We start from the raw sequence: 18,213 nt of genomic DNA on the forward strand, positions 1-18,213 counted from the left end.
AGAAGCGGTTTACTTTATTGTGCTAATATGTTATCACAGTAAAACGAAGTTGTCAAGAGCTGCAAACGCACCCTGTTTTTCAAAAAAACGATACCTGGGATGTTTCCGGCAAATCACCAAGCGCGCCTGCACTGCGCAGCATTTCAATGACAGACTTGGAAACGCCAGCGCGGTTTGAAATATCGTCCGCCGAGATAAACTGCTCGGTTTTGGCCGTCTCCCACAGGCTCCTGGCGGCCGCCTCCCCCACGCCCTTGAGCGCCATAAACGGCAGGCGGATCTTGCCGTCCTCCACCTCATAAATACTGTAATGCGATTTATACAGATCGACCGGTAAAAAGGAATAACCCCGCGCCTGACATTCGTGGATGATCTGGAGCATGGTCAAAACACCCTCATCCTTGGCCGTTCGCTCGTTACCCATCTGGAGCAGATTTTGTATTTTGCGCTTTGTGGCCGATTTGCCCTGCACGGCGGCCTCTGCGTCAAAATCGCCGCCGCGCACTGTAAAAATAACCGCGTAAAACGCGAGCGGATGGTAAACCTTGAACCAGCACAGGCGGATTGAAGCAATGTCATACGCCGCGGCATGTGCTTTCGGGAACATGTACTTGATTTTTAGACAGCTGTCTATATACCACTGTGGTACGCCATGTTCCTTCATAGCGGCCATGTGTTCCTCTGTAAGAAGCTTCGGCGCGTTGCCTTTACGGGTGATCTCCATGATTTTAAACGCCATCTTCGGTTCCAGCCCTTTGTGCAGCAAATATGTCATAATGCTGTCGCGTGTACCAATGACATTCGAAATTGTACAGACCTTATTTTTAATCAACTCCTGGGCGTTTCCCAGCCAAACATCTGTTCCGTGCGACAGGCCGGAGATTTGCAGCAGGTCGGAAAAATTTTTCGGCTGCGCTTCGATCAGCATACCGCGGACAAAATTTGTACCGAATTCCGGGATACCGAGCGTGCCGGTGTTGCAGTCGATCTCCTCCTCGGTAACGCCAAGCGCCTTGGGCGAGAGAAACAGGCTCATGACCTTCTGGTCGTTCATCGGAACGTCATTGGCGTCGATCCCGGTCATATCCTTGAGATACTTATACATTGTCGGAACATCGTGTCCGAGCTCGTCCAGCTTGAGAATCGTATCATGCAGCGAATGGAAATCAAAGTGCGTCGTAGTAATATCAGAATTCGGATCGTCCGCCGGCCGCTGCACCGCGGAAAAATCAAAAACCTCATGGTCGGACGGCACAACGACCATGCCGCCCGGATGCTGGCCCGTCGTGCGCTTGACGCCGGTGCATCCGATCGCGAGGCGCTCCTCCTCTGCACGCGTCATAATCAGTCCGCGCTCCTGCGCGTACTTTTTGACAAAACCGTATGCTGTTTTTTCTGCAACGGTCGAAATGGTACCGGCCTTAAATACGTGCGTCGGACCGAACAGCTCCTCCGTATACTTATGGATCTGCGCCTGATATTCACCGGAAAAGTTCAGATCGATATCAGGCGCCTTGTCGCCGTCAAAGCCGAGAAACGTTTCAAAGGGGATGTCATGCCCATCCTGCTTGTAGGAGGTGCCGCACATTGGGCAGGCCTTTTCCGGAAGATCGAAGCCGGAACCGACCGAGCCGTCGGTGATGAACTCGCTGTAATGGCAGTTTGGGCAGTAGTAGTGCGGCGGCAAAGGATTGACCTCGGAAATGCCGGCCATCGTTGCAACAAACGACGAACCGACCGAACCACGCGAACCGACATGATAGCCCCCCTCCTCGCTTTTGGCCACCAGCTTCTGCGCGATCATGTAAAGCACGGCAAACCCATGCTTGATGATCGATCCAAGCTCGCGCTCAAGCCGCTTGGACACAAGCTCAGGCGCTTGTCCCTGATAACCATAAAGTTCTATGGCCCTGGCGCGTGTGATGCGCTGCAAATCCTCGTCGGAGCCTGGAATAGTCGGCGTAAAGGTCCCATCCGGGATCGGCTTGATATTCTCCACCATGTCCGCAATTAAGTTTGGGTTCTCTATGACAACCTCATGCGCCTTCTGCGCACCAAGGTATTCAAATTCCTTGAGCATCTCATCGGTTGTGCGGAAATAAAGCGGCGCCTGCTGGTCGGCGTCGGCAAAGCCCATGCCAGCCATCAGAATCGCCCGGAATTTCGCATCGCCTGGATCCATAAAGTGGACATCACAGGTTGCGACAACTGGAATGTTCAACCGCTCTCCAAGCCGCACGACCGTCTCGTTAAATTCACGGATTGCCTGCTCGTCCGCAACCATATTGCTACGCACCATATATTCATTGTTTGCAACCGGCTGGATTTCCAGATAATCGTAAAAACGCGCGATGTCGCACAGGTCACTCCAGCTTTTCCCTTCCACAATCGCGCGGTAAAGCTGTCCGGCTTCACAGGCGCTTCCGATCAAAAGACCTTCCCGGTGTTCAATCAGCTTGCTTTTGGGGATACGCGGCCGTTTGGCATAATAATCAAGATGGGAAATCGAAATCAGGCGGTAAAGGTTTTTTAACCCCGTCAGATTCTTGACCAGGATAATCTGGTGATACGTCGGCGATTTTTTGACATCGACTGCGGCGAGCGACGTGTTGATCTGTCCAATATTGCTGCATGCGCGCTCCGACTGCATCAGCTCCATCATACGTATGTAAATCCGGGCAAGCATTTCAGCGTCGTCACAGGCGCGGTGGTGATTGAACTCGCCAAGCCCGAGATGCTTTGCAACGATATCAAGCTTATGCTTTTTCAGCTCCGGAAATAGGGAGCGCGACAGCACGACCGTATCAATCGCAGTAAAATTGTATTCCATGCCGCACCGCCTGGCGCACTGCCGCAGAAAGCTTGTGTCAAACGGCGCGTTATGCGCTATCAGCACTGCATTACCGCCCCCGCAGAACGCATAAAACTGACGCAGCGCCTCCCCTTCGAGCGGCGCGCCGCGCACATCGTCGTCGGTGATGCCGGTCAGCTCTGTAATCTTCGGCGGGATCGAACGCTCCGGGTTTACAAATGTGTTGAAGCGGTCGACGATCTCGCCGCCGCGCAGTTTCACCGCGCCGATCTCCGTGATGCGTTCAGTCGCAGCGGAAAGGCCGGTCGTCTCCAGGTCGAACACAATCATTTCGCTGTCAAACCCGCCGTGCGCATTGCCGCTGACAGCCTGGACCACGTCGTCGACGAAATAGGCTTCAACGCCGTAGATTACCTTGATATCGCCGCCGCTTTTGCGGATCTTGGAAACTGCGTTCATACAGTCCGGAAACGCCTGCACCACGCCATGGTCGGTGATTGCGACCGCCTTGTGCCCAAATTCGTAGGCGCGTTTAATCAGCTTGGCCGCGGGCGTTATACCGTCCATCGCCGACATGTTTGAATGCATGTGCAGCTCCACGCGCTTTTCCTCGCAGAGATCACGTCGTGGTATTTTCTTCACAGTCGCGATACTGTCGGGCCGCATCACATTCTCACGGTCAAACCGGTCGTATTCAATCAGACCGTGCATGGCGACCGTATCGCCCTCGTGCAGTTCATCGAGCGCTTTCATCTTCTTATCAAACCGGCCGATCACCTTCGCGCAATAAGAGCCAGTGTAGTCAGTAAAGTAGATTGATAAAATGAGCGTCTTTTCATCGCGGCTGGTACGGCGGTCAATTTTAAACACATCGCCCCATACCGTCACATTGCCGCTTTCAATATTAACCTGTGCCATCTCCACAGGACGGCCCTTCGGCGGATTGCCGTAAAGCGTAACCATGGAACCAGGCTCAAACGGCAAATCATGCGCGTCAAAGGAAAGGCGTGCCGCCGCTGGGATAACCGCGCTGCTCTCCGGCTTCTTTTCCGCCTGCTGCGGAGCGGGCGGCGTATACCTGATCGGTTTAGGGCGCACCTTCTCAACTGTTTCCCGATACAGCGCGCTGTCAGGCGCGACCTCAAGCACGCCGTCAAATACAATCCGCACCTCGCGCCCAAATTCCTCGCGTATAACTGCGGAAAGCTTTTGCGGGCAATGGATGCTTTCAAGGAATTCCTGCCCGCCATGCGTCAGATAGATACGCAGCGTTTCATCAACCAAATCACAGCGGCAGCCGGTAAAGAAGCCGTTGACCGGCACGCCTTCGCTGCCAAGGCGCGCAATTAATTCCGGCAGATGCTCGCTTGAAAGCATACCGCCGTCATAACGCGGACGAACCGCAGCGTCGTTTAAGGAAAATGCCGCTGCCAGACGGCGGCCAAGTTCAGAAAGCGCCGCATGCGGCGTCAACTCGTCCAAACCGAGCAAAACGGCCATCGACCGTTTCTGCTGGTCGATCTGCATACTGAGCACCGTCCCGCGCGCAAGCGCGCCAGACGGCAGCTCTATGTATTCGCCAAACAGTTCGATCAGGGACGCCAAATCTTTTACACTCCTTCAGGCTGCATCCGCCCGATTTCTTCCAGCAGCACGTCAAGAATTTGCTCCTCCGGATATTTGCCGGCCGGCACCCCCTTTTTGAAAAGCAGCGCCTCACCGTTTCCGCCTGCAATACCGATATCAGCTTCACGCGCCTCGCCAGGTCCATTGACTGCGCACCCCATGACAGCAACTTTGATCGGCTTGTCACAGTCCGCCAAAGCCTTCTCCACACGTCCGGCAAGCGCGATCAAATCGATCTGTGTGCGCCCGCAGGTTGGACAGGAGATGATCTCAACGCCCGTTCCCTTTCCGACAGCCTTCAGAATATCGCGCGCCGCCCTGACCTCCTCGATCGGGTCATCTGTCAGAGACACGCGAATCGTATCACCGATCCCGTCGCAAAGCAGAGAGCCTATGCCGGCCGCGGATTTAATAATCCCCATACGGCGCGTACCAGCCTCTGTTACGCCCAGGTGCAATGGGTAATCCATCTGTGCCGCCGCCAAGCGGTAAGCCGCAATCATAGTCGGAACATTGGATGATTTGATCGATATAACAATGTTGTTAAAGTCAAACCGTTCCAAAAGCTGTGCGTGATACAGTGCGCTGTCGACAAGCGCCTGCGGTGTCGGCGCGCCGTATTTGGCAAGAATCTGTTTTTCCAGGGAACCGGAATTGACGCCGATGCGAATTGGCACGCCGGCGGCCGCACACGCGTGAGCGACGGCGCGCACATGCGCGTCGCCGCCGATGTTTCCAGGATTAATACGGATTTTATCGACACCCGCCGCGACACAATCAAGCGCAATACGGTAATCGAAATGGATGTCAGCGACAAGCGGGATACGCACTACGTTTCGGATCTCCTCCACCAGCCGGACCGACACGCGATCAGGGACCGCTACGCGGATTATGTCGCAGCCTGCCGCCTCAAGCGCACGCGCCTGGCGAATGTTTCCTGCGATATCCGACGCAGGTACATTGAGCATTGACTGCACCGCGATGGGCGCGTCCCCGCCGATTGTTACCGATCCAATTTGAACCGTCCTTGTCATGAAAGCTCCTTTTCTTCAGATCCTTTGAAATTTTAGCATTCTGCATGGATTGCTTAGGGGCTGTTTTTAAAAAAACCTTAGAATATCATTGAAGGTGACAACAAGCATCAACCCCATCAGAAGAATAAAACCCGCCGCATGAATGACGCTTTCATATTTTTGATTAACCGGTCTGCGAATGACCAGCTCGATCAGCAAAAACAGAAGCCGCCCACCATCGAGCGCCGGAATAGGCAGAAGGTTAAATACGCCGATGTTGACTGTAATAAACCCCACGAGCAGCAGCAGCGTCTTAATCCCGGCCGTGCTCGCCTGCCCGATCACAGTCGAAACGCCGACCGGGCCGCTCAACTCCGCGAGCGTAAAGTTACCCGTAATCAGATTGATAAACGAAAGCCAGACCTGCCGGATAATAGAAAACATCCAAAGGACCGCGTACCGCGCGCTGCCCCAGAAGGTTTTTGGCGCGATATCCACCACAAATCCCGGGTCAACGACACGTGTACCGTCCTCCATAACGGTCATACCGAGATTAACGCCGGGCACAGAGATTCTTTGCCCGTCACGGATCACAACAAAATCAACGACCCCATCCTTGTCGCTGACGATTGAAAAGGAAATGTCGTTTGAAGTAAAGACACGGTGTCCGTTTACGCTGATAACCTTATCTCCGACACGCAGTTCCGACGCGGATGCCTGCGGACTGCGCAGCTCATAAATGATGGTTGTGGGCAAAGATGTGCGCATGGAGACAAGCACAGACAGGATCACAAATCCAAGCAACAGGTTCATCGCCGCACCGGCGCAGACAAACAAAATCCGTTTCCAGAGCCTCACGTTGCAGTACGCGCGCGGATCGGAGCTGTCCTCATCCTCTCCCTCGACCGACACATAACCGCCGATCGGCAAGGCCCGCAGCGAATATTTTGTTTCGCCGCGCGTGCGCGACCAAAGCACTGGCCCCATGCCGAGCGCAAATTCGTTGACACGCATTCCGGAAAGCTTGCCAACCGTGAAATGTCCCAGCTCATGGACAAATATCAAGAGGCCAAATACAAGGATTGCGACGATCACCTGAAAAACAATGCTCATAAATTCAAGTTCCTCACCATGCCATAGCGTCCCACCCCGTCGGGGCGCTGTAATCAGGATGTAAAACCATCCTCTTTATAGTATTCTTATCTACTTTTACAATATTCCAGAACAAGCGCCCGGGCCATTTTATCCGTTTCATCGATCTCCTGTACCGTGTATTGTTCGTCGCCTTTACACGAGATTGCTTCCAGCACATGGCCTACCGCAAGCCCAATTTTTGAAAAACCAATCCTATTATCCAAAAAAAGCGCAACGGCTTGTTCATTTGCAGCATTTACGGCACAGGGATAAAGTCCGCCGCGCCGCGCCGCTTCGATGGCGTGGCGCAGACAAGCAAACGTTTCAAAATCAGGACGTTCAAAGGTCAAGGCTCCATACTCCACAAGTGATAATCTCTTGGCAGATGTTTTCATCCGGCGCGGCCAAGTCAGCGCATATTGGATTGGAACGGCCATATCTGGAGCGCCAAGCTGTGCAATGACCGCTCCATCGCAGAATTCAACCGCCGAATGGATAACGCTTTGTGGATGCACAACGATTTCGATCTGATCCGGCGCCAATCCAAACAGCCACATCGCTTCAATGTACTCAAGCCCTTTGTTCATCAGCGTCGCGGAATCGACCGTGATTTTCGCTCCCATCGACCAATTCGGATGGCACAGGGCATCAGCCAATGAAACATGCTCGAGCTCTGCGGCGCTTTTTCCGCGAAACGGACCGCCGGAAGCGGTCAGGATGATTTTGGAAAGATCGGCGCGATTACTTCCCTGGAGCGACTGGAAGATCGCACTGTGTTCGCTGTCGACCGGCAGCAGGTCGACGCCTGTTCGGGCAACTGCCTCCATAACAAGCCGTCCGCCGGCAACAAGCGTTTCCTTGTTGGCAAGCGCAACAGTCTTTCCCGCCTCGATCGCGGCGAGTGTGGGCCGCAGGCCGACCATACCGACAACAGCGTTGCAGACGACGTCATTTTCAGACAGCGCAGCGGATTCACACATCCCATCGACGCCTGCCAAAATTCGGACCGGCAGGTCGGCCAGACGCGTTTTGATGTCTGTATATGCGTTTTTGTCCGAAACGACAACACAGCGAGGGGAAAATTCCCTCGCCTGTTGCTCAAGAAGATCAACGCTTTTGTTTGCAGCAAGAACATTGATCTGATATCCAAGTGCTTTACAGCACGCCAGCGTCTGGACACCAATCGAGCCGGTTGATCCCAGAAGCGCGATTTTCTTCGTCAAAGAAACGCCCCTTTTCCATCAAATTACAGATGCGCCAGCGGAAACCACCGGCTTGCCATAAAGACAAGCGGAGCCACCATCAATACACTGTCAAATCGATCCATGATTCCGCCATGTCCCGGCATGATGGAACCATAATCCTTGACCTTATACTGACGCTTGATCACAGATGCGGACAAATCCCCCACAATACTGAAAACAGACAGCACCGGCGTGACGATCAGAATAGCCGCATAATTCACAATAATCGGATGTCCGAGCGCAGCAGCCGCCAAGGAATAAAGCCACGCCAGCAGAAGCATCGCCGCCTCCGCAAATATAACTCCACCAACAGCGCCCTCCACGGTTTTTTTGGGGCTGATATATGGCGCGAGTTTATGCTTTCCAAACGCCCTTCCGGCAAAATAGGCGCCTGTATCGGAAAGCCATGCGCCGCCCAGCGCCATCAATACATAAAAAATACCAAGCCACATTCCATATCTGTCACGGATATAGACCACTGTTGTCAAAGAAAACGGAATCACCAGACAGAACAGAAAACTCATTGCAATCTGTTCGATATGAAGCTTTTCATGGAAACACAGCAGCGCAATAAACAGCGCTGCCACATAAATATAGCAGATCGGTACGATATACCGCATGGCCCATTGCATTGGTAAAAAAGGAATCATTGCCGTAAAAAACAGCGCCGGGATGGCGACTGCCCGGCTCTTGAAGCACCCTGTCGCGGACAACAGCTCATGAACCGCTAATAATGAAATAAGTGCTATCGCTGCATTCAAAACGGCTGTATCAAAAAAGACACAGACCATAAACAAAATTAAAAGGCCGATGCCGGATGTGATCAATCGCTGTTTCATGTTAAAGGACTCCATTCAGGTTCACACGTAGCATGAACCACTGCATTACACGCCGCCGAACCGCCGGTCGCGGCTTAAAAAGGTATGAATTGCCTGGTCGAGATGTGCGGGTGTAAAGTCTGGCCACAGCACATCCATAAACACAAACTCCGCATAGGCTGACTGCCAAAGCAAAAAATTTGAAATGCGCTGCTCACCGCTTGGGCGGATAATCAGATCCGGGTCAGGCTGTCCGGCTGTATATAGCCTCTCAGAAAACAGATGCTCATTAATCGATTCCCAATCAAGCGTTCCCTCTGAGCACTGTTTTGCAATCGCACGCGCCGCATAAACAATTTCATCGCGCCCGCCGTAATTGAGCGCAATGTTCACATTGATCGCCGTATTGTCGGCGCTGTCACGCTCCACACGCTCGATCATTTTGCGAATATCGTGCGAAAGCGGACCGCGTTCCCCTAAAAAACGCAGGCGTGCATTTTCATCGCGATGCTTATAGGTATCGGTTAAATAGCGGCGCAAAAGATTCATCAGCGCCTCAACCTCATCGGGCGGACGTTTCCAATTTTCCGTTGAAAACGCATAGACCGTCAGATATTTCACGCCGATCTCACGACAACGACGCGCAATCTTGCCAAAAGTATCCGCGCCCTGCCGATGGCCGGCGCTGCGCGGCAGACCGCGCTTTTTGGCCCATCGTCCATTTCCATCAAGAATGATGCCGATGTGCGCCGGCATAGAGCCGGACGGCACATCGGCAAACGGTGTGTTTGCCATTTGATTGTTTCACTCCGGTAAAGAGTCCGCCGCCGTTAACTGATATTTGCCCGCCGGCAGTCTGACGAACCCTATATTTTCAAAGATCCTTAAATTTCGAGAATTTCCTTTTCCTTTTTCGCGGCGATCTCGTCAATACGTTTGCAGAATTTATCGGTCATCTTCTGCATCTGATCCTCAAGATCCTTTTCCTCGTCCTCGCTGACCTCGCTTGATTTTTTCAACGCCTTGAATTTCTCATTGGCGTCGCGTCGGATCGAACGGATCGCAACCTTGCTGTCCTCTCCCTGCTTTTTTATCTGCTTACAGATCTCTTTTCTGCGCTCCTCAGTCAAAGGCGGAAAGACAATGCGGATGACCGTGCCATCATTTGTTGGGTTGATACCGATGTCGGACGCCTGAATCGCTTTTTCAATTGATCGAAGTGTCGATTTGTCCCACGGCTGGATGACAAGAATACGCGCTTCAGATACAGAAATTGCAGCCATCGCCTGGATCTGTGTAGGCGTCCCGTAGTAATCGACTGTAATTTTGTTAAGTACCGCCGGGTTCGCACGGCCAGCGCGAATCGCCGCATATTCATTTTCCAACACGCTGATGGTTTTTTCCATTTTCTCGTTGTAATGTTTCAAACGTTCATTCATCTGCTTTTTCCTCCTTAACAATGGTTCCGATCTGTTCACCGCTGATCGCGGCAAGGATATTATCCGGATTGGAAAGGCTGAACACAAGCACAGGGATATTATTATCACGGCACATGGCGGCGGCTGTGCTGTCCATGACGCCAAGTCCTTTCTCCAGAACCTCCTGGAACGAAACGTTGTCATAACGTACCGCGGCTTCATATTTATGCGGATCGCGGTCGTAGACGCCATCGACCATAGTAGCCTTGAGAATGATATCGGCGTCAATTTCCGCTGCACGCAGAGACGATGCCGTGTCTGTGGAGAAATATGGATTTCCCGTCCCGCATCCGAAGATCACAACGCGTCCTTTCTCCAGGTGACGGATCGCACGGCCGCGGATATATGGTTCAGCGATCTGCTGCATAGTAATCGCGGTCTGTACACGCACAGGGACCTGCTGCGCTTCAAGTCCGTCAGCGAGAGCCAACGCATTCATGACTGTCGCCAGCATCCCCATATGATCAGCGCGTGTCCGATCAATCTGGTCGCTGCTGCGCCCACGGAAAAAATTCCCACCACCAACAACGATACCAATCTGAGCACCAAGCGCAACGCACTTCTGGATGCTTTCACTGATTGAACGGATAACATCGTAATCGATACCGAAGCCTTTGTCTCCTGCGAGCGCCTCACCACTGAGCTTTAACAGTACCCGTTTATACTTTAATGGCATATTTGACCTCCAGAGCTTCAAATATTTACAAAAATTTCTGATTAGTACCGTTTCTATTTTACAATAATCCCCGGATAAAGTAAAGGGTACGGACATATATTTTATATCTGCATATATATCGTAATAAAAAGGCCGCCGGATATCCGGCGGCCTTTTTATTATTTCATCATGCTGGCGACTTCCTCGGCGAAGTTATCCTCACGCTTTTCAAGTCCTTCGCCCTTTTCGTAACGAACAAAGCTGGTCACCTTGATCGTACCACCAAGCGCCTTGGCCGTATTCTCAGTATACTGGCTGACGGTAATGTCGCCATCCTTAACGAATGCCTGCTCAAGCAGACAGTTCTCTTTGTAATACTTGCCTATCCTACCCTCAACCATCTTGGCGATGATCTGTTCGGGTTTATTCTTACTCTTGGGATCATTGGCGATCTGCGCCGCGAGGATCTCCTTCTCCTTATCGATGATCTCAGACGGAACAGATTCCGCGTTGAGATACGCCGGATTGATAGCCGCTACCTGCATTGCGACATCTTTTGCATACGCCTCAAAACCGTCCTTATCAGCGACATCTGTATCAAAGGTCACCATAACACCGATGCGGCCGCCGCCATGCACATATGTGACGAGCGGACCTTCCGCAAAGGTAAAGCGGCGGATCTTCATGTTTTCACCAATCGTCAGAATCTTGTCACGAAGCTCCTCCTCAACGGTCATGCTCATACCCGCCGCAGGCAGCTTCATCAGCGCGTCAATATCTGCCGGCTTATTGGCGGCAACCGTCTTGGCACAGGACTTGACAAAATCAATAAACTTTTCATTCTTGGCGACAAAATCCGTCTCAGAATTGACCTCGATCACAACACCGACCTTGGTATCAGGATCGACTGTCGCGAGGACAACACCCTCGGCGGCGATGCGGCCAGCCTTTTTGGTAGCGGCAGCCAGACCCTTTTCACGCAGGATTTCAATCGCTTTATCCATATCCCCGCCCGCTTCGGTCAGGGCCTTTTTACAGTCCATCATGCCGCAATTGGTGCGCTCCCTGAGCGCCTGTACATCTTTCGCAGTAAATGCCATGCTGTTAACCTCCGTCTATCGTAAACGTTCGTGTTTTTACTTCGCGGCGGACGCGTCCGCTTCGTTTTCCTTCTCAGCAGCTTCCTCCGGCGCCGCTTCGGCGCTGCCCTGGCGGCCTTCGATCAGCGCGTCGGCCATCGTTGCAGACAGCAGACGAACCGCACGAATCGCGTCGTCGTTGCCTGGGATTACGTAGTCGATCTCATCCGGGTCACAGTTGGTATCAACAATTGCAACGATCGGGATACCAAGCTTGCGCGCTTCCGCGACAGCGATCTTTTCCTTACGCGGGTCAACCACAAACAGCGCAGACGGCAGCTTCTTCATATCCTTGATGCCGCCGAGGAACTTTTCAAGCTTTTCAATCTCAAGGTTGAGCTTGCTGACTTCCTTCTTTGGAAGCAGATCAAACGTGCCGTCCTCCTGCATCTTGCGCAGCTGCGCGAGACGGTCGATACGGCGGCGGATCGTCTTGAAGTTGGTCAGCATACCGCCGAGCCATCTTGCATTAACATAGTATGCGCCGGCGCGGGTCGCTTCATCCCTGACGGAATCTCCGGCCTGCTTCTTGGTGCCGACGAACAGAAGATTGCCGCCGTTTGCAGCCAGATCGCGCACGAACATATACGCCTCGTCCAGCTTTTTAACAGTTTTCTGGAGGTCAATAATATAGATGCCGTTGCGCTCCGTAAAAATATAGCGCGCCATCTTCGGGTTCCAACGCCTTGTCTGATGGCCGAAATGAACGCCCGCCTCCAACAATTGCTTCATTGATACAACGCCCATGATAAATTCCTCTCTTTCGGTTATTTTCCTCCACCATGTTCATCTCATCCCATCATCCCAAAACGGGACACCGATCAGATGATCGCATGGTGTGTGTTCTGCCGGCTTTTTACCAGCCGTAATATATTATCACAAAAAGAGAGAAATTGCAAGAGAAAATGCAACATTTTTACTTGAAATCCGTCAATCCTCTGACAGGATGCGGAACAACCCTCCGCCCTTACCAGCGCCGCTGTCAGCCGGCAACGTATGATTGACCAAAATCGTATCCTCTCCGATCACCTCAATGTCGGCCCACTGGACCACAATATCCTCAGCGCGGCCAAGCAATCCAAAAAAGCGCAGTCGTCCCCGAATAATCAGAGATGTTACGGCTGCCGTCGCCGTGTCGATTTCAACATCGGAGACATATCCCAATTTTCCGCCGTTACGTACATTGATGACAAATTTGCTTCGAAGATCGCCAAGGCGGCAGAACATCGCGGTTCCTCCTTTTGATAAACTATGTATTCTATACGATTCTATTCTGGGCGATAAAGGATTATACTTCCCTATCATTTCCGTTTTCAGCGCATGAGCCGCTCACCCAATCCCCCTCAGTATATTTTCATATGATACAAATTCCGATCAAATTTCGTTGACTTTTAACAAAAAATCCCGTATGATAGTTGTGAATAATTTGTGAATCCTCGGAGGAATTAAAATGCAACGAGAAAAATTTTCTTCCCGGCTCGGTTTCTTGCTGATCTCGGCGGGATGCGCCATCGGACTTGGAAACGTCTGGCGCTTTCCCTATATCACCGGCATGTATGGCGGAGCAGCTTTTGTCCTGGTCTACCTGTTCTTTCTTGTGGTTTTGGGGCTGCCGATTATGGCTATGGAGTTTTCTGTCGGTCGTGCCAGCCAGAAAAGCGCGGCGCTTTCCTTTAATGTTTTAGAGCCGAAAGGGACAAAGTGGCATCTTTATCGCTATGGCGCGATGCTTGGCAACTATATGCTGATGATGTTCTATACGACTGTCGGCGGATGGATGCTGATCTATTTCTTTAAAATGGCTATGGGGGAATTTGTTGGCAAGACACCCGAAGAGGTCGCTGGTATCTTTAACGGTATGCTTGGCCAACCAGTTCTGATGGGCGCCTGGATGGTGATTGTTGTTCTGCTCGGTTTCGGCGTCTGTTCCCTGGGGCTTCAAAACGGTGTCGAGAAAATCACAAAGTTTATGATGAGCTGTCTGTTGTTCGTTATGCTTGTGTTGGTGGTGCGGTCTGTCACGCTTCCAGGCGCGTCGGCCGGGCTTCGCTTCTATCTGATGCCGGATTTCGGAAAAATGGCCGAGCAAGGCATATCAACGGTTGTTTTCGCTGCGATGGGGCAGGCATTTTTCACCTTGAGTCTGGGTATCGGCGCGATGGCGATCTTTGGAAGCTACATTGGCAAAGACCGGTCGCTCACTGGTGAATCAGTCAACATTACGCTTCTTGACACTTTTGTCGCGCTGATGGCGGGATTGATCATTTTCCCTGCCTGCTTTGCTTTCGGTACCGATCCGGGTCAAGGTCCGGGACTGGTATTTGTCACACTCCCCAATATCTTCAATGCTATGCCGGCTGGAAGGCTCTTTGGGGCGCTGTTCTTTGTGTTCATGTCGTTTGCCGCGCTTTCCACTATCATTGCAGTATTTGAAAATATTGTTTCGTTCGGTATGGATCTATGGGGTTGGACGCGCAGACGTGCCGTTCTTTTTAATATTGTGTTGATCATCCTTCTGTCCCTGCCATGTGTGCTTGGCTTTAATGTTCTCAGCAGCTTCGCTCCGCTTGGATCGGGCAGCACCATCCAGGACCTTGAGGATTTCATCGTCAGCAACAATCTGCTTCCGCTCGGCTCACTTGTGTACCTGTTGTTTTGTACCTCCCGTTATGGATGGGGATGGAAAAACTTCACAGCGGAAGCTGATACAGGCAAAGGCTTAAAATTCCCCAAATGGACGCGGGTTTATGTCACCTATATTCTGCCGCTGATTGTAATTTATATCTTTGCGCAGGGCTACTGGGAAAAGGTATTTCGCCCTTTACTGATAGGCGCAGGCCTTTTAAAGTAAGGGATATTCCAGCGGGCGTGTCATTTCATCTTGAAATGACACGCCCGCTTTTTATGAGCCGCTCACCGGCAGTTTCCATCACAGCCATATCAAAATCCTTGGATCTTGCCAGGGGATATTTGTTTAATAAAGTCCGATCTTATTTTGAGATGGTATAAATATTGCTGTCCTCCGCAAAGCTCTTAAAATTATAAAGAATCAACACATCATCAAAAGTATTCTGCGTCATCAGTTCACTCATCGGCGTCATCAAAAAGCGTGGATCGACCACCCAGATCTCGTCATAGCTATAAGTTAAAAACGGCGCAAAACTGTTTCCATAGCTGTCCTTGACCAGCAGAATACGTGTTGTTTTTCCTTCCTCATGATTTAAGTTGTTTTGGGAACGGATAATTGTCAAATCGTTATTGCTCCAAAGAAACGCATCATATTTGTTGTTTTTTCCCCACTTTTCCATATCATACATACCGCCCATCTCCTTTCCGGCGATGGTCATGGAATCAATGGGGATATCATACCATTCGATGGTATCCGGTTTGGCGGAAAACAGCTTACATTTATTATAATACGTCCCATAAAAGCCGGGCTGTTCCTGTCTCATCGGCGCGAGCTGCTCCCAATCGGCGGCTTGCAGGTCACGCGATAATGCAAACGCCTGATAGGCCGCATAAGCGCCGCGCGTCGTCCAATGGTGATCCGTACGGTAATATGCCTGCCCTGCATCGGCAGACTTACGCATAACCGGCAACAGATCAAGTTTATGCGCCATATCTGGAAGCTGTTTGTACAGCGCCTCAATCTCAGCCGCCTGGTCGATATTATCAAGCCCTGCCGGCAGCTCATCCGCAAGCGTTTGATAAGAGTTGGGGACGATCGCTATCGTTACAGGCGTACCGGAACCATATGCATTCACAAACTCCGCGACTGTCTGGATATTGAGCTTTAGGCGGCGCTCATCAAGAGAAGTAAATTTATCGAACATATAGCCGTCCTGGCCATAAACAACGCCGTTGTTTTCGATTTTACCAAGCGCCGACTCACAGATCGACTTTAACGTGATCCAACCGTCACGTCCGATAAACTGATCGTTCATAAAGGTTTCGTATTTTTGCGTATACTTATCGGCTGTACGCACAGCCAACAAAGACGATACGGTCAACCTGGGCTTTTGCGCAAGCTTGCGGTTTTCCATAACGCTGTCCTCACGCGGCGGCGCCAGCAGGCTTGCAATCGCCAAGGCATACAGGAAAACCGCAAACAGAATCAACAGCGGATATTTTTTAAGAAACTGCAAACGGCTCCCTCCTTAAAAGTTCCAATATAAAAACGGATTGTATGTTGAATCGACAAGATATGCAATGGAAAGCACCAGCACCAGTCCAAGAAACGGGATGCATATCCATTGCAACCGTTTTGGAATACGCTGCGCCAGCCTTTTAAACGCGGGCGTTGACAGAAAGATACCAAGCGCCAGAATCACTGCGTAATTGCGCAGATAAAACATCCAGTCAGTTCCGCCATGTGGAATAAACAGACGGCTGAAAAAGACGCCGGCCTGTCCGAGATCCTCAATCGCGAATAGCGCCCATCCGAGCATAAACGCTAAAATCGCATAGATATGCGACAATATATGGTGCTTGTCCAACACAGGGCGAAGCCACATGCGTTCGATAACAAGCAGCACAAAATAGTAAATGCCCCACAGGACAAAATTCCAATGCGCGCCGTGCCAAAGCCCGGTCAGTGACCAAACGACAAGGAGATTGAACAGATTGCGGCCGGGGCTGCACCGGTTGCCGCCAAGCGGAATATACACATATTCCCTGAACCAACCAGAAAGCGTCATATGCCAGCGCCGCCAAAATTCTGTAACACTGCGGGAAATATAAGGATAATTGAAGTTCTGTGGAAATGTGAAACCAAGCATTTTGCCAAGGCCGATCGCCATCAGCGAATAACCGGAAAAATCAAAATAGATCTGAAGCGTAAAAGCGGCCAGGCCAAGCCAGGCTAACATGGTTGATATGTTTGCAAAACCTACATCCGTTGAAAGTTCAGTCCACAGTGCGCCAACAGAATTAGCGATCAAAACCTTGCTGCCAAGGCCGAGTATAAAAATGGCAATGCCGTCCTGAATCTGGGCGAGCGTTATTTTTCGTTCATGCAGCTCGCGGCTGATATCGGAATATTTTACGATTGGGCCTGCGATCAATTGTGGGAACAGAACAACAAACGTGCCAAAATTAATCAGGCTGCGCTCTGTCTGCACCTTGCCGGCATAGACATCAACCGTATAGGTCATGATCTGGAAGGTATAAAAACTGATGCCAAGCGGCAGCGTCAATATAGGGACAGCCAGCCCCAACCCCGTCAACGCGTTCAGATTTGTAATAAAGAATGCAGCATATTTAAACAATGCCAGCCAGCCAATACTGAACACAAGCGAGATCATCAGTATAGCGCGGCACAATCCCCGATGCGTCCGCCATTTCCCGATTGCAAGCCCTGCAAAGTAGTTGACCAAAATCACAGCAACCATGATTGGAAAAAAACGAATTTCTCCCCAGGAATAAAAAAACAGGCTTGCGACGAGAAGAACAAAATTCTTCCACCGCTTAGGCGCCGCATAATATAAAAGAAATGTCACCGGCATAAAGCGGAATAAAAACAAAAGGCTGCTGAAAACCATGGAACCCCTCCCCCGACTCCAAAACAAAAGCGTACTGAATAAACGCTATCCAGTACACTTTACCAAATTATGCCCGCGATTGCAAGACGCTATTCTTCTGATGGCTGTAAAGCGTCCCGCTGGTTCCACGCATTCTATGGAACCAACGGGAATCAAGCCAATATCAGAATGCTGCGTCAATGATACCGACAGCTTTTTCCATGTCCTGATCAAAGGTTGAGGATTCCTGACCCAGGATCAATAGAAAAACGTAGTTTCCCTTTTCGACAACCCGGCCCTTCATAGCTTTTTCATACTGTTCAGGCAGATACTGCGCAAAGGAATTTTGTACATCCTCCAGGCGTTTATTCAGTCCTTCCACTACGGCATCCTTTTTGTCGGGCGCTGCCTTAATCGCGATAACATTGTCGGCGCTCACATTCGCCATGGTAATTTGACCATAATACGCCTCCACATCAGATGGGTCAATGTAAGAAATCTGTTTGAGCATTTCATCATCGATTGGCGCTACCATCGTAAGACCAATCTCCTCCGCGATCTGGTCAACAACCGTCTTGACGCTTTGTCCTTCTTTCATCTCCATTGAAGCGCCTGCCGCGTCCTTAGAGCCACAGCCGGCCAACAAGCCTGTACACAGAACAGCGGTTGCCAAAAGGCTAATCAGTTTTTTCATGTAAAAACCTCCTGCAATTAAAATGCCAAATATTTCTGGCTCTCCTATTAAGTATGCCCAAGGCGCGATTTTACTTCACAT

15 protein-coding genes are annotated in these 18,213 nt (G+C 51.1%); 1 reads left to right on the forward strand and 14 read right to left on the reverse strand.

Going from position 1 to position 18,213, the window contains the following annotated elements:
- Positions 1–79: 79 nt before the first annotated feature.
- The 11 genes from FMM72_RS05445 to FMM72_RS05495 form a co-directional block, all read right to left on the reverse strand.
- The gene (locus FMM72_RS05445) at positions 80–4,417 is read right to left on the reverse strand and encodes a PolC-type DNA polymerase III (RefSeq protein ID WP_162220811.1); all 4,338 of its coding nucleotides are present in this window, start codon (positions 4,415–4,417) and stop codon (positions 80–82) included.
- Between the two features lie 5 nt (positions 4,418–4,422).
- Positions 4,423–5,472 (reverse strand): flavodoxin-dependent (E)-4-hydroxy-3-methylbut-2-enyl-diphosphate synthase, encoded by a 1,050-nt coding sequence (gene ispG / locus FMM72_RS05450; protein WP_162220812.1) that lies wholly within the window; start codon positions 5,470–5,472, stop codon positions 4,423–4,425.
- Positions 5,473–5,538: 66 nt separating this feature from the next.
- Entirely contained in the window at positions 5,539–6,564 is a 1,026-nt protein-coding gene (locus tag FMM72_RS05455) for a M50 family metallopeptidase (RefSeq protein WP_162220813.1), read from the reverse strand.
- Between the two features lie 86 nt (positions 6,565–6,650).
- On the reverse strand, positions 6,651–7,808 hold the full coding sequence (locus tag FMM72_RS05460) for a 1-deoxy-D-xylulose-5-phosphate reductoisomerase (protein ID WP_162220814.1): 1,158 nt from the start codon (positions 7,806–7,808) through the stop codon (positions 6,651–6,653).
- A gap of 23 nt (positions 7,809–7,831) precedes the next feature.
- Positions 7,832–8,668: a phosphatidate cytidylyltransferase gene (locus FMM72_RS05465; RefSeq protein WP_162220815.1), complete on the reverse strand. Its 837-nt coding sequence runs from the start codon at positions 8,666–8,668 to the stop codon at positions 7,832–7,834.
- 45 nt (positions 8,669–8,713) lie between these two features.
- On the reverse strand, positions 8,714–9,442 hold the full coding sequence (locus tag FMM72_RS05470) for an isoprenyl transferase (protein ID WP_162220816.1): 729 nt from the start codon (positions 9,440–9,442) through the stop codon (positions 8,714–8,716).
- Positions 9,443–9,531: 89 nt separating this feature from the next.
- Positions 9,532–10,086, reverse strand: coding sequence for a ribosome recycling factor (frr, locus tag FMM72_RS05475; RefSeq protein WP_160208642.1), 555 nt, complete (start codon positions 10,084–10,086; stop codon positions 9,532–9,534).
- Positions 10,079–10,801: a UMP kinase gene (gene pyrH / locus FMM72_RS05480; protein WP_160208640.1), complete on the reverse strand. Its 723-nt coding sequence runs from the start codon at positions 10,799–10,801 to the stop codon at positions 10,079–10,081. The genes frr and pyrH overlap by 8 nt, the downstream gene beginning before the upstream one ends.
- Before the next feature lie 158 nt (positions 10,802–10,959).
- On the reverse strand, positions 10,960–11,880 hold the full coding sequence (gene tsf, locus FMM72_RS05485; protein WP_160208637.1) for a translation elongation factor Ts: 921 nt from the start codon (positions 11,878–11,880) through the stop codon (positions 10,960–10,962).
- 36 nt (positions 11,881–11,916) lie between these two features.
- Complete coding sequence (gene rpsB / locus FMM72_RS05490; RefSeq protein ID WP_160208635.1) at positions 11,917–12,666, reverse strand: 30S ribosomal protein S2; 750 nt, start codon at positions 12,664–12,666, stop codon at positions 11,917–11,919.
- Between the two features lie 183 nt (positions 12,667–12,849).
- Complete coding sequence (locus FMM72_RS05495) at positions 12,850–13,146, reverse strand: YlmC/YmxH family sporulation protein (RefSeq protein ID WP_160208632.1); 297 nt, start codon at positions 13,144–13,146, stop codon at positions 12,850–12,852.
- 223 nt (positions 13,147–13,369) lie between these two features.
- Here FMM72_RS05495 and FMM72_RS05500 point away from each other — a divergent pair, with 223 nt between their 5' ends.
- Positions 13,370–14,770 (forward strand): sodium-dependent transporter, encoded by a 1,401-nt coding sequence (locus FMM72_RS05500; protein WP_162220817.1) that lies wholly within the window; start codon positions 13,370–13,372, stop codon positions 14,768–14,770.
- A gap of 139 nt (positions 14,771–14,909) precedes the next feature.
- Here the strand turns inward: FMM72_RS05500 and FMM72_RS05505 are convergent, their stop codons facing one another.
- The 3 genes from FMM72_RS05505 to FMM72_RS05515 form a co-directional block, all read right to left on the reverse strand.
- Positions 14,910–16,064 (reverse strand): DHHW family protein, encoded by a 1,155-nt coding sequence (locus tag FMM72_RS05505; protein WP_162220818.1) that lies wholly within the window; start codon positions 16,062–16,064, stop codon positions 14,910–14,912.
- Between the two features lie 12 nt (positions 16,065–16,076).
- Positions 16,077–17,459: an MBOAT family O-acyltransferase gene (locus tag FMM72_RS05510; RefSeq protein WP_162220819.1), complete on the reverse strand. Its 1,383-nt coding sequence runs from the start codon at positions 17,457–17,459 to the stop codon at positions 16,077–16,079.
- 163 nt (positions 17,460–17,622) lie between these two features.
- The gene (locus FMM72_RS05515; RefSeq protein ID WP_160208624.1) at positions 17,623–18,132 is read right to left on the reverse strand and encodes a DUF4358 domain-containing protein; all 510 of its coding nucleotides are present in this window, start codon (positions 18,130–18,132) and stop codon (positions 17,623–17,625) included.
- Positions 18,133–18,213: the final 81 nt, after the last annotated feature.

It is taken from the genome of Anaerotruncus colihominis (genome assembly GCF_010206195.1).
Taxonomy (GTDB): domain Bacteria; phylum Bacillota; class Clostridia; order Oscillospirales; family Ruminococcaceae; genus Anaerotruncus; species Anaerotruncus colihominis_A.

Excerpts from the sequence above, each read along its gene's own strand:
- frr (WP_160208642.1), bottom strand. The coding sequence starts at position 10,086 with ATGAATGAACGTTTGAAACATTACAACGAGAAAATGGAAAAAACCATC.
- FMM72_RS05470 (WP_162220816.1), bottom strand. The coding sequence starts at position 9,442 with ATGGCAAACACACCGTTTGCCGATGTGCCGTCCGGCTCTATGCCGGCG.
- FMM72_RS05500 (WP_162220817.1), top strand. The coding sequence starts at position 13,370 with ATGCAACGAGAAAAATTTTCTTCCCGGCTCGGTTTCTTGCTGATCTCG.
- FMM72_RS05515 (WP_160208624.1), bottom strand. The coding sequence starts at position 18,132 with ATGAAAAAACTGATTAGCCTTTTGGCAACCGCTGTTCTGTGTACAGGC.
- FMM72_RS05465 (WP_162220815.1), bottom strand. The coding sequence starts at position 8,668 with ATGAAACAGCGATTGATCACATCCGGCATCGGCCTTTTAATTTTGTTT.
- tsf (WP_160208637.1), bottom strand. The coding sequence starts at position 11,880 with ATGGCATTTACTGCGAAAGATGTACAGGCGCTCAGGGAGCGCACCAAT.
- rpsB (WP_160208635.1), bottom strand. The coding sequence starts at position 12,666 with ATGGGCGTTGTATCAATGAAGCAATTGTTGGAGGCGGGCGTTCATTTC.
- ispG (WP_162220812.1), bottom strand. The coding sequence starts at position 5,472 with ATGACAAGGACGGTTCAAATTGGATCGGTAACAATCGGCGGGGACGCG.
- pyrH (WP_160208640.1), bottom strand. The coding sequence starts at position 10,801 with ATGCCATTAAAGTATAAACGGGTACTGTTAAAGCTCAGTGGTGAGGCG.
- FMM72_RS05495 (WP_160208632.1), bottom strand. The coding sequence starts at position 13,146 with ATGTTCTGCCGCCTTGGCGATCTTCGAAGCAAATTTGTCATCAATGTA.
- FMM72_RS05455 (WP_162220813.1), bottom strand. The coding sequence starts at position 6,564 with ATGAGCATTGTTTTTCAGGTGATCGTCGCAATCCTTGTATTTGGCCTC.
- FMM72_RS05510 (WP_162220819.1), bottom strand. The coding sequence starts at position 17,459 with ATGGTTTTCAGCAGCCTTTTGTTTTTATTCCGCTTTATGCCGGTGACA.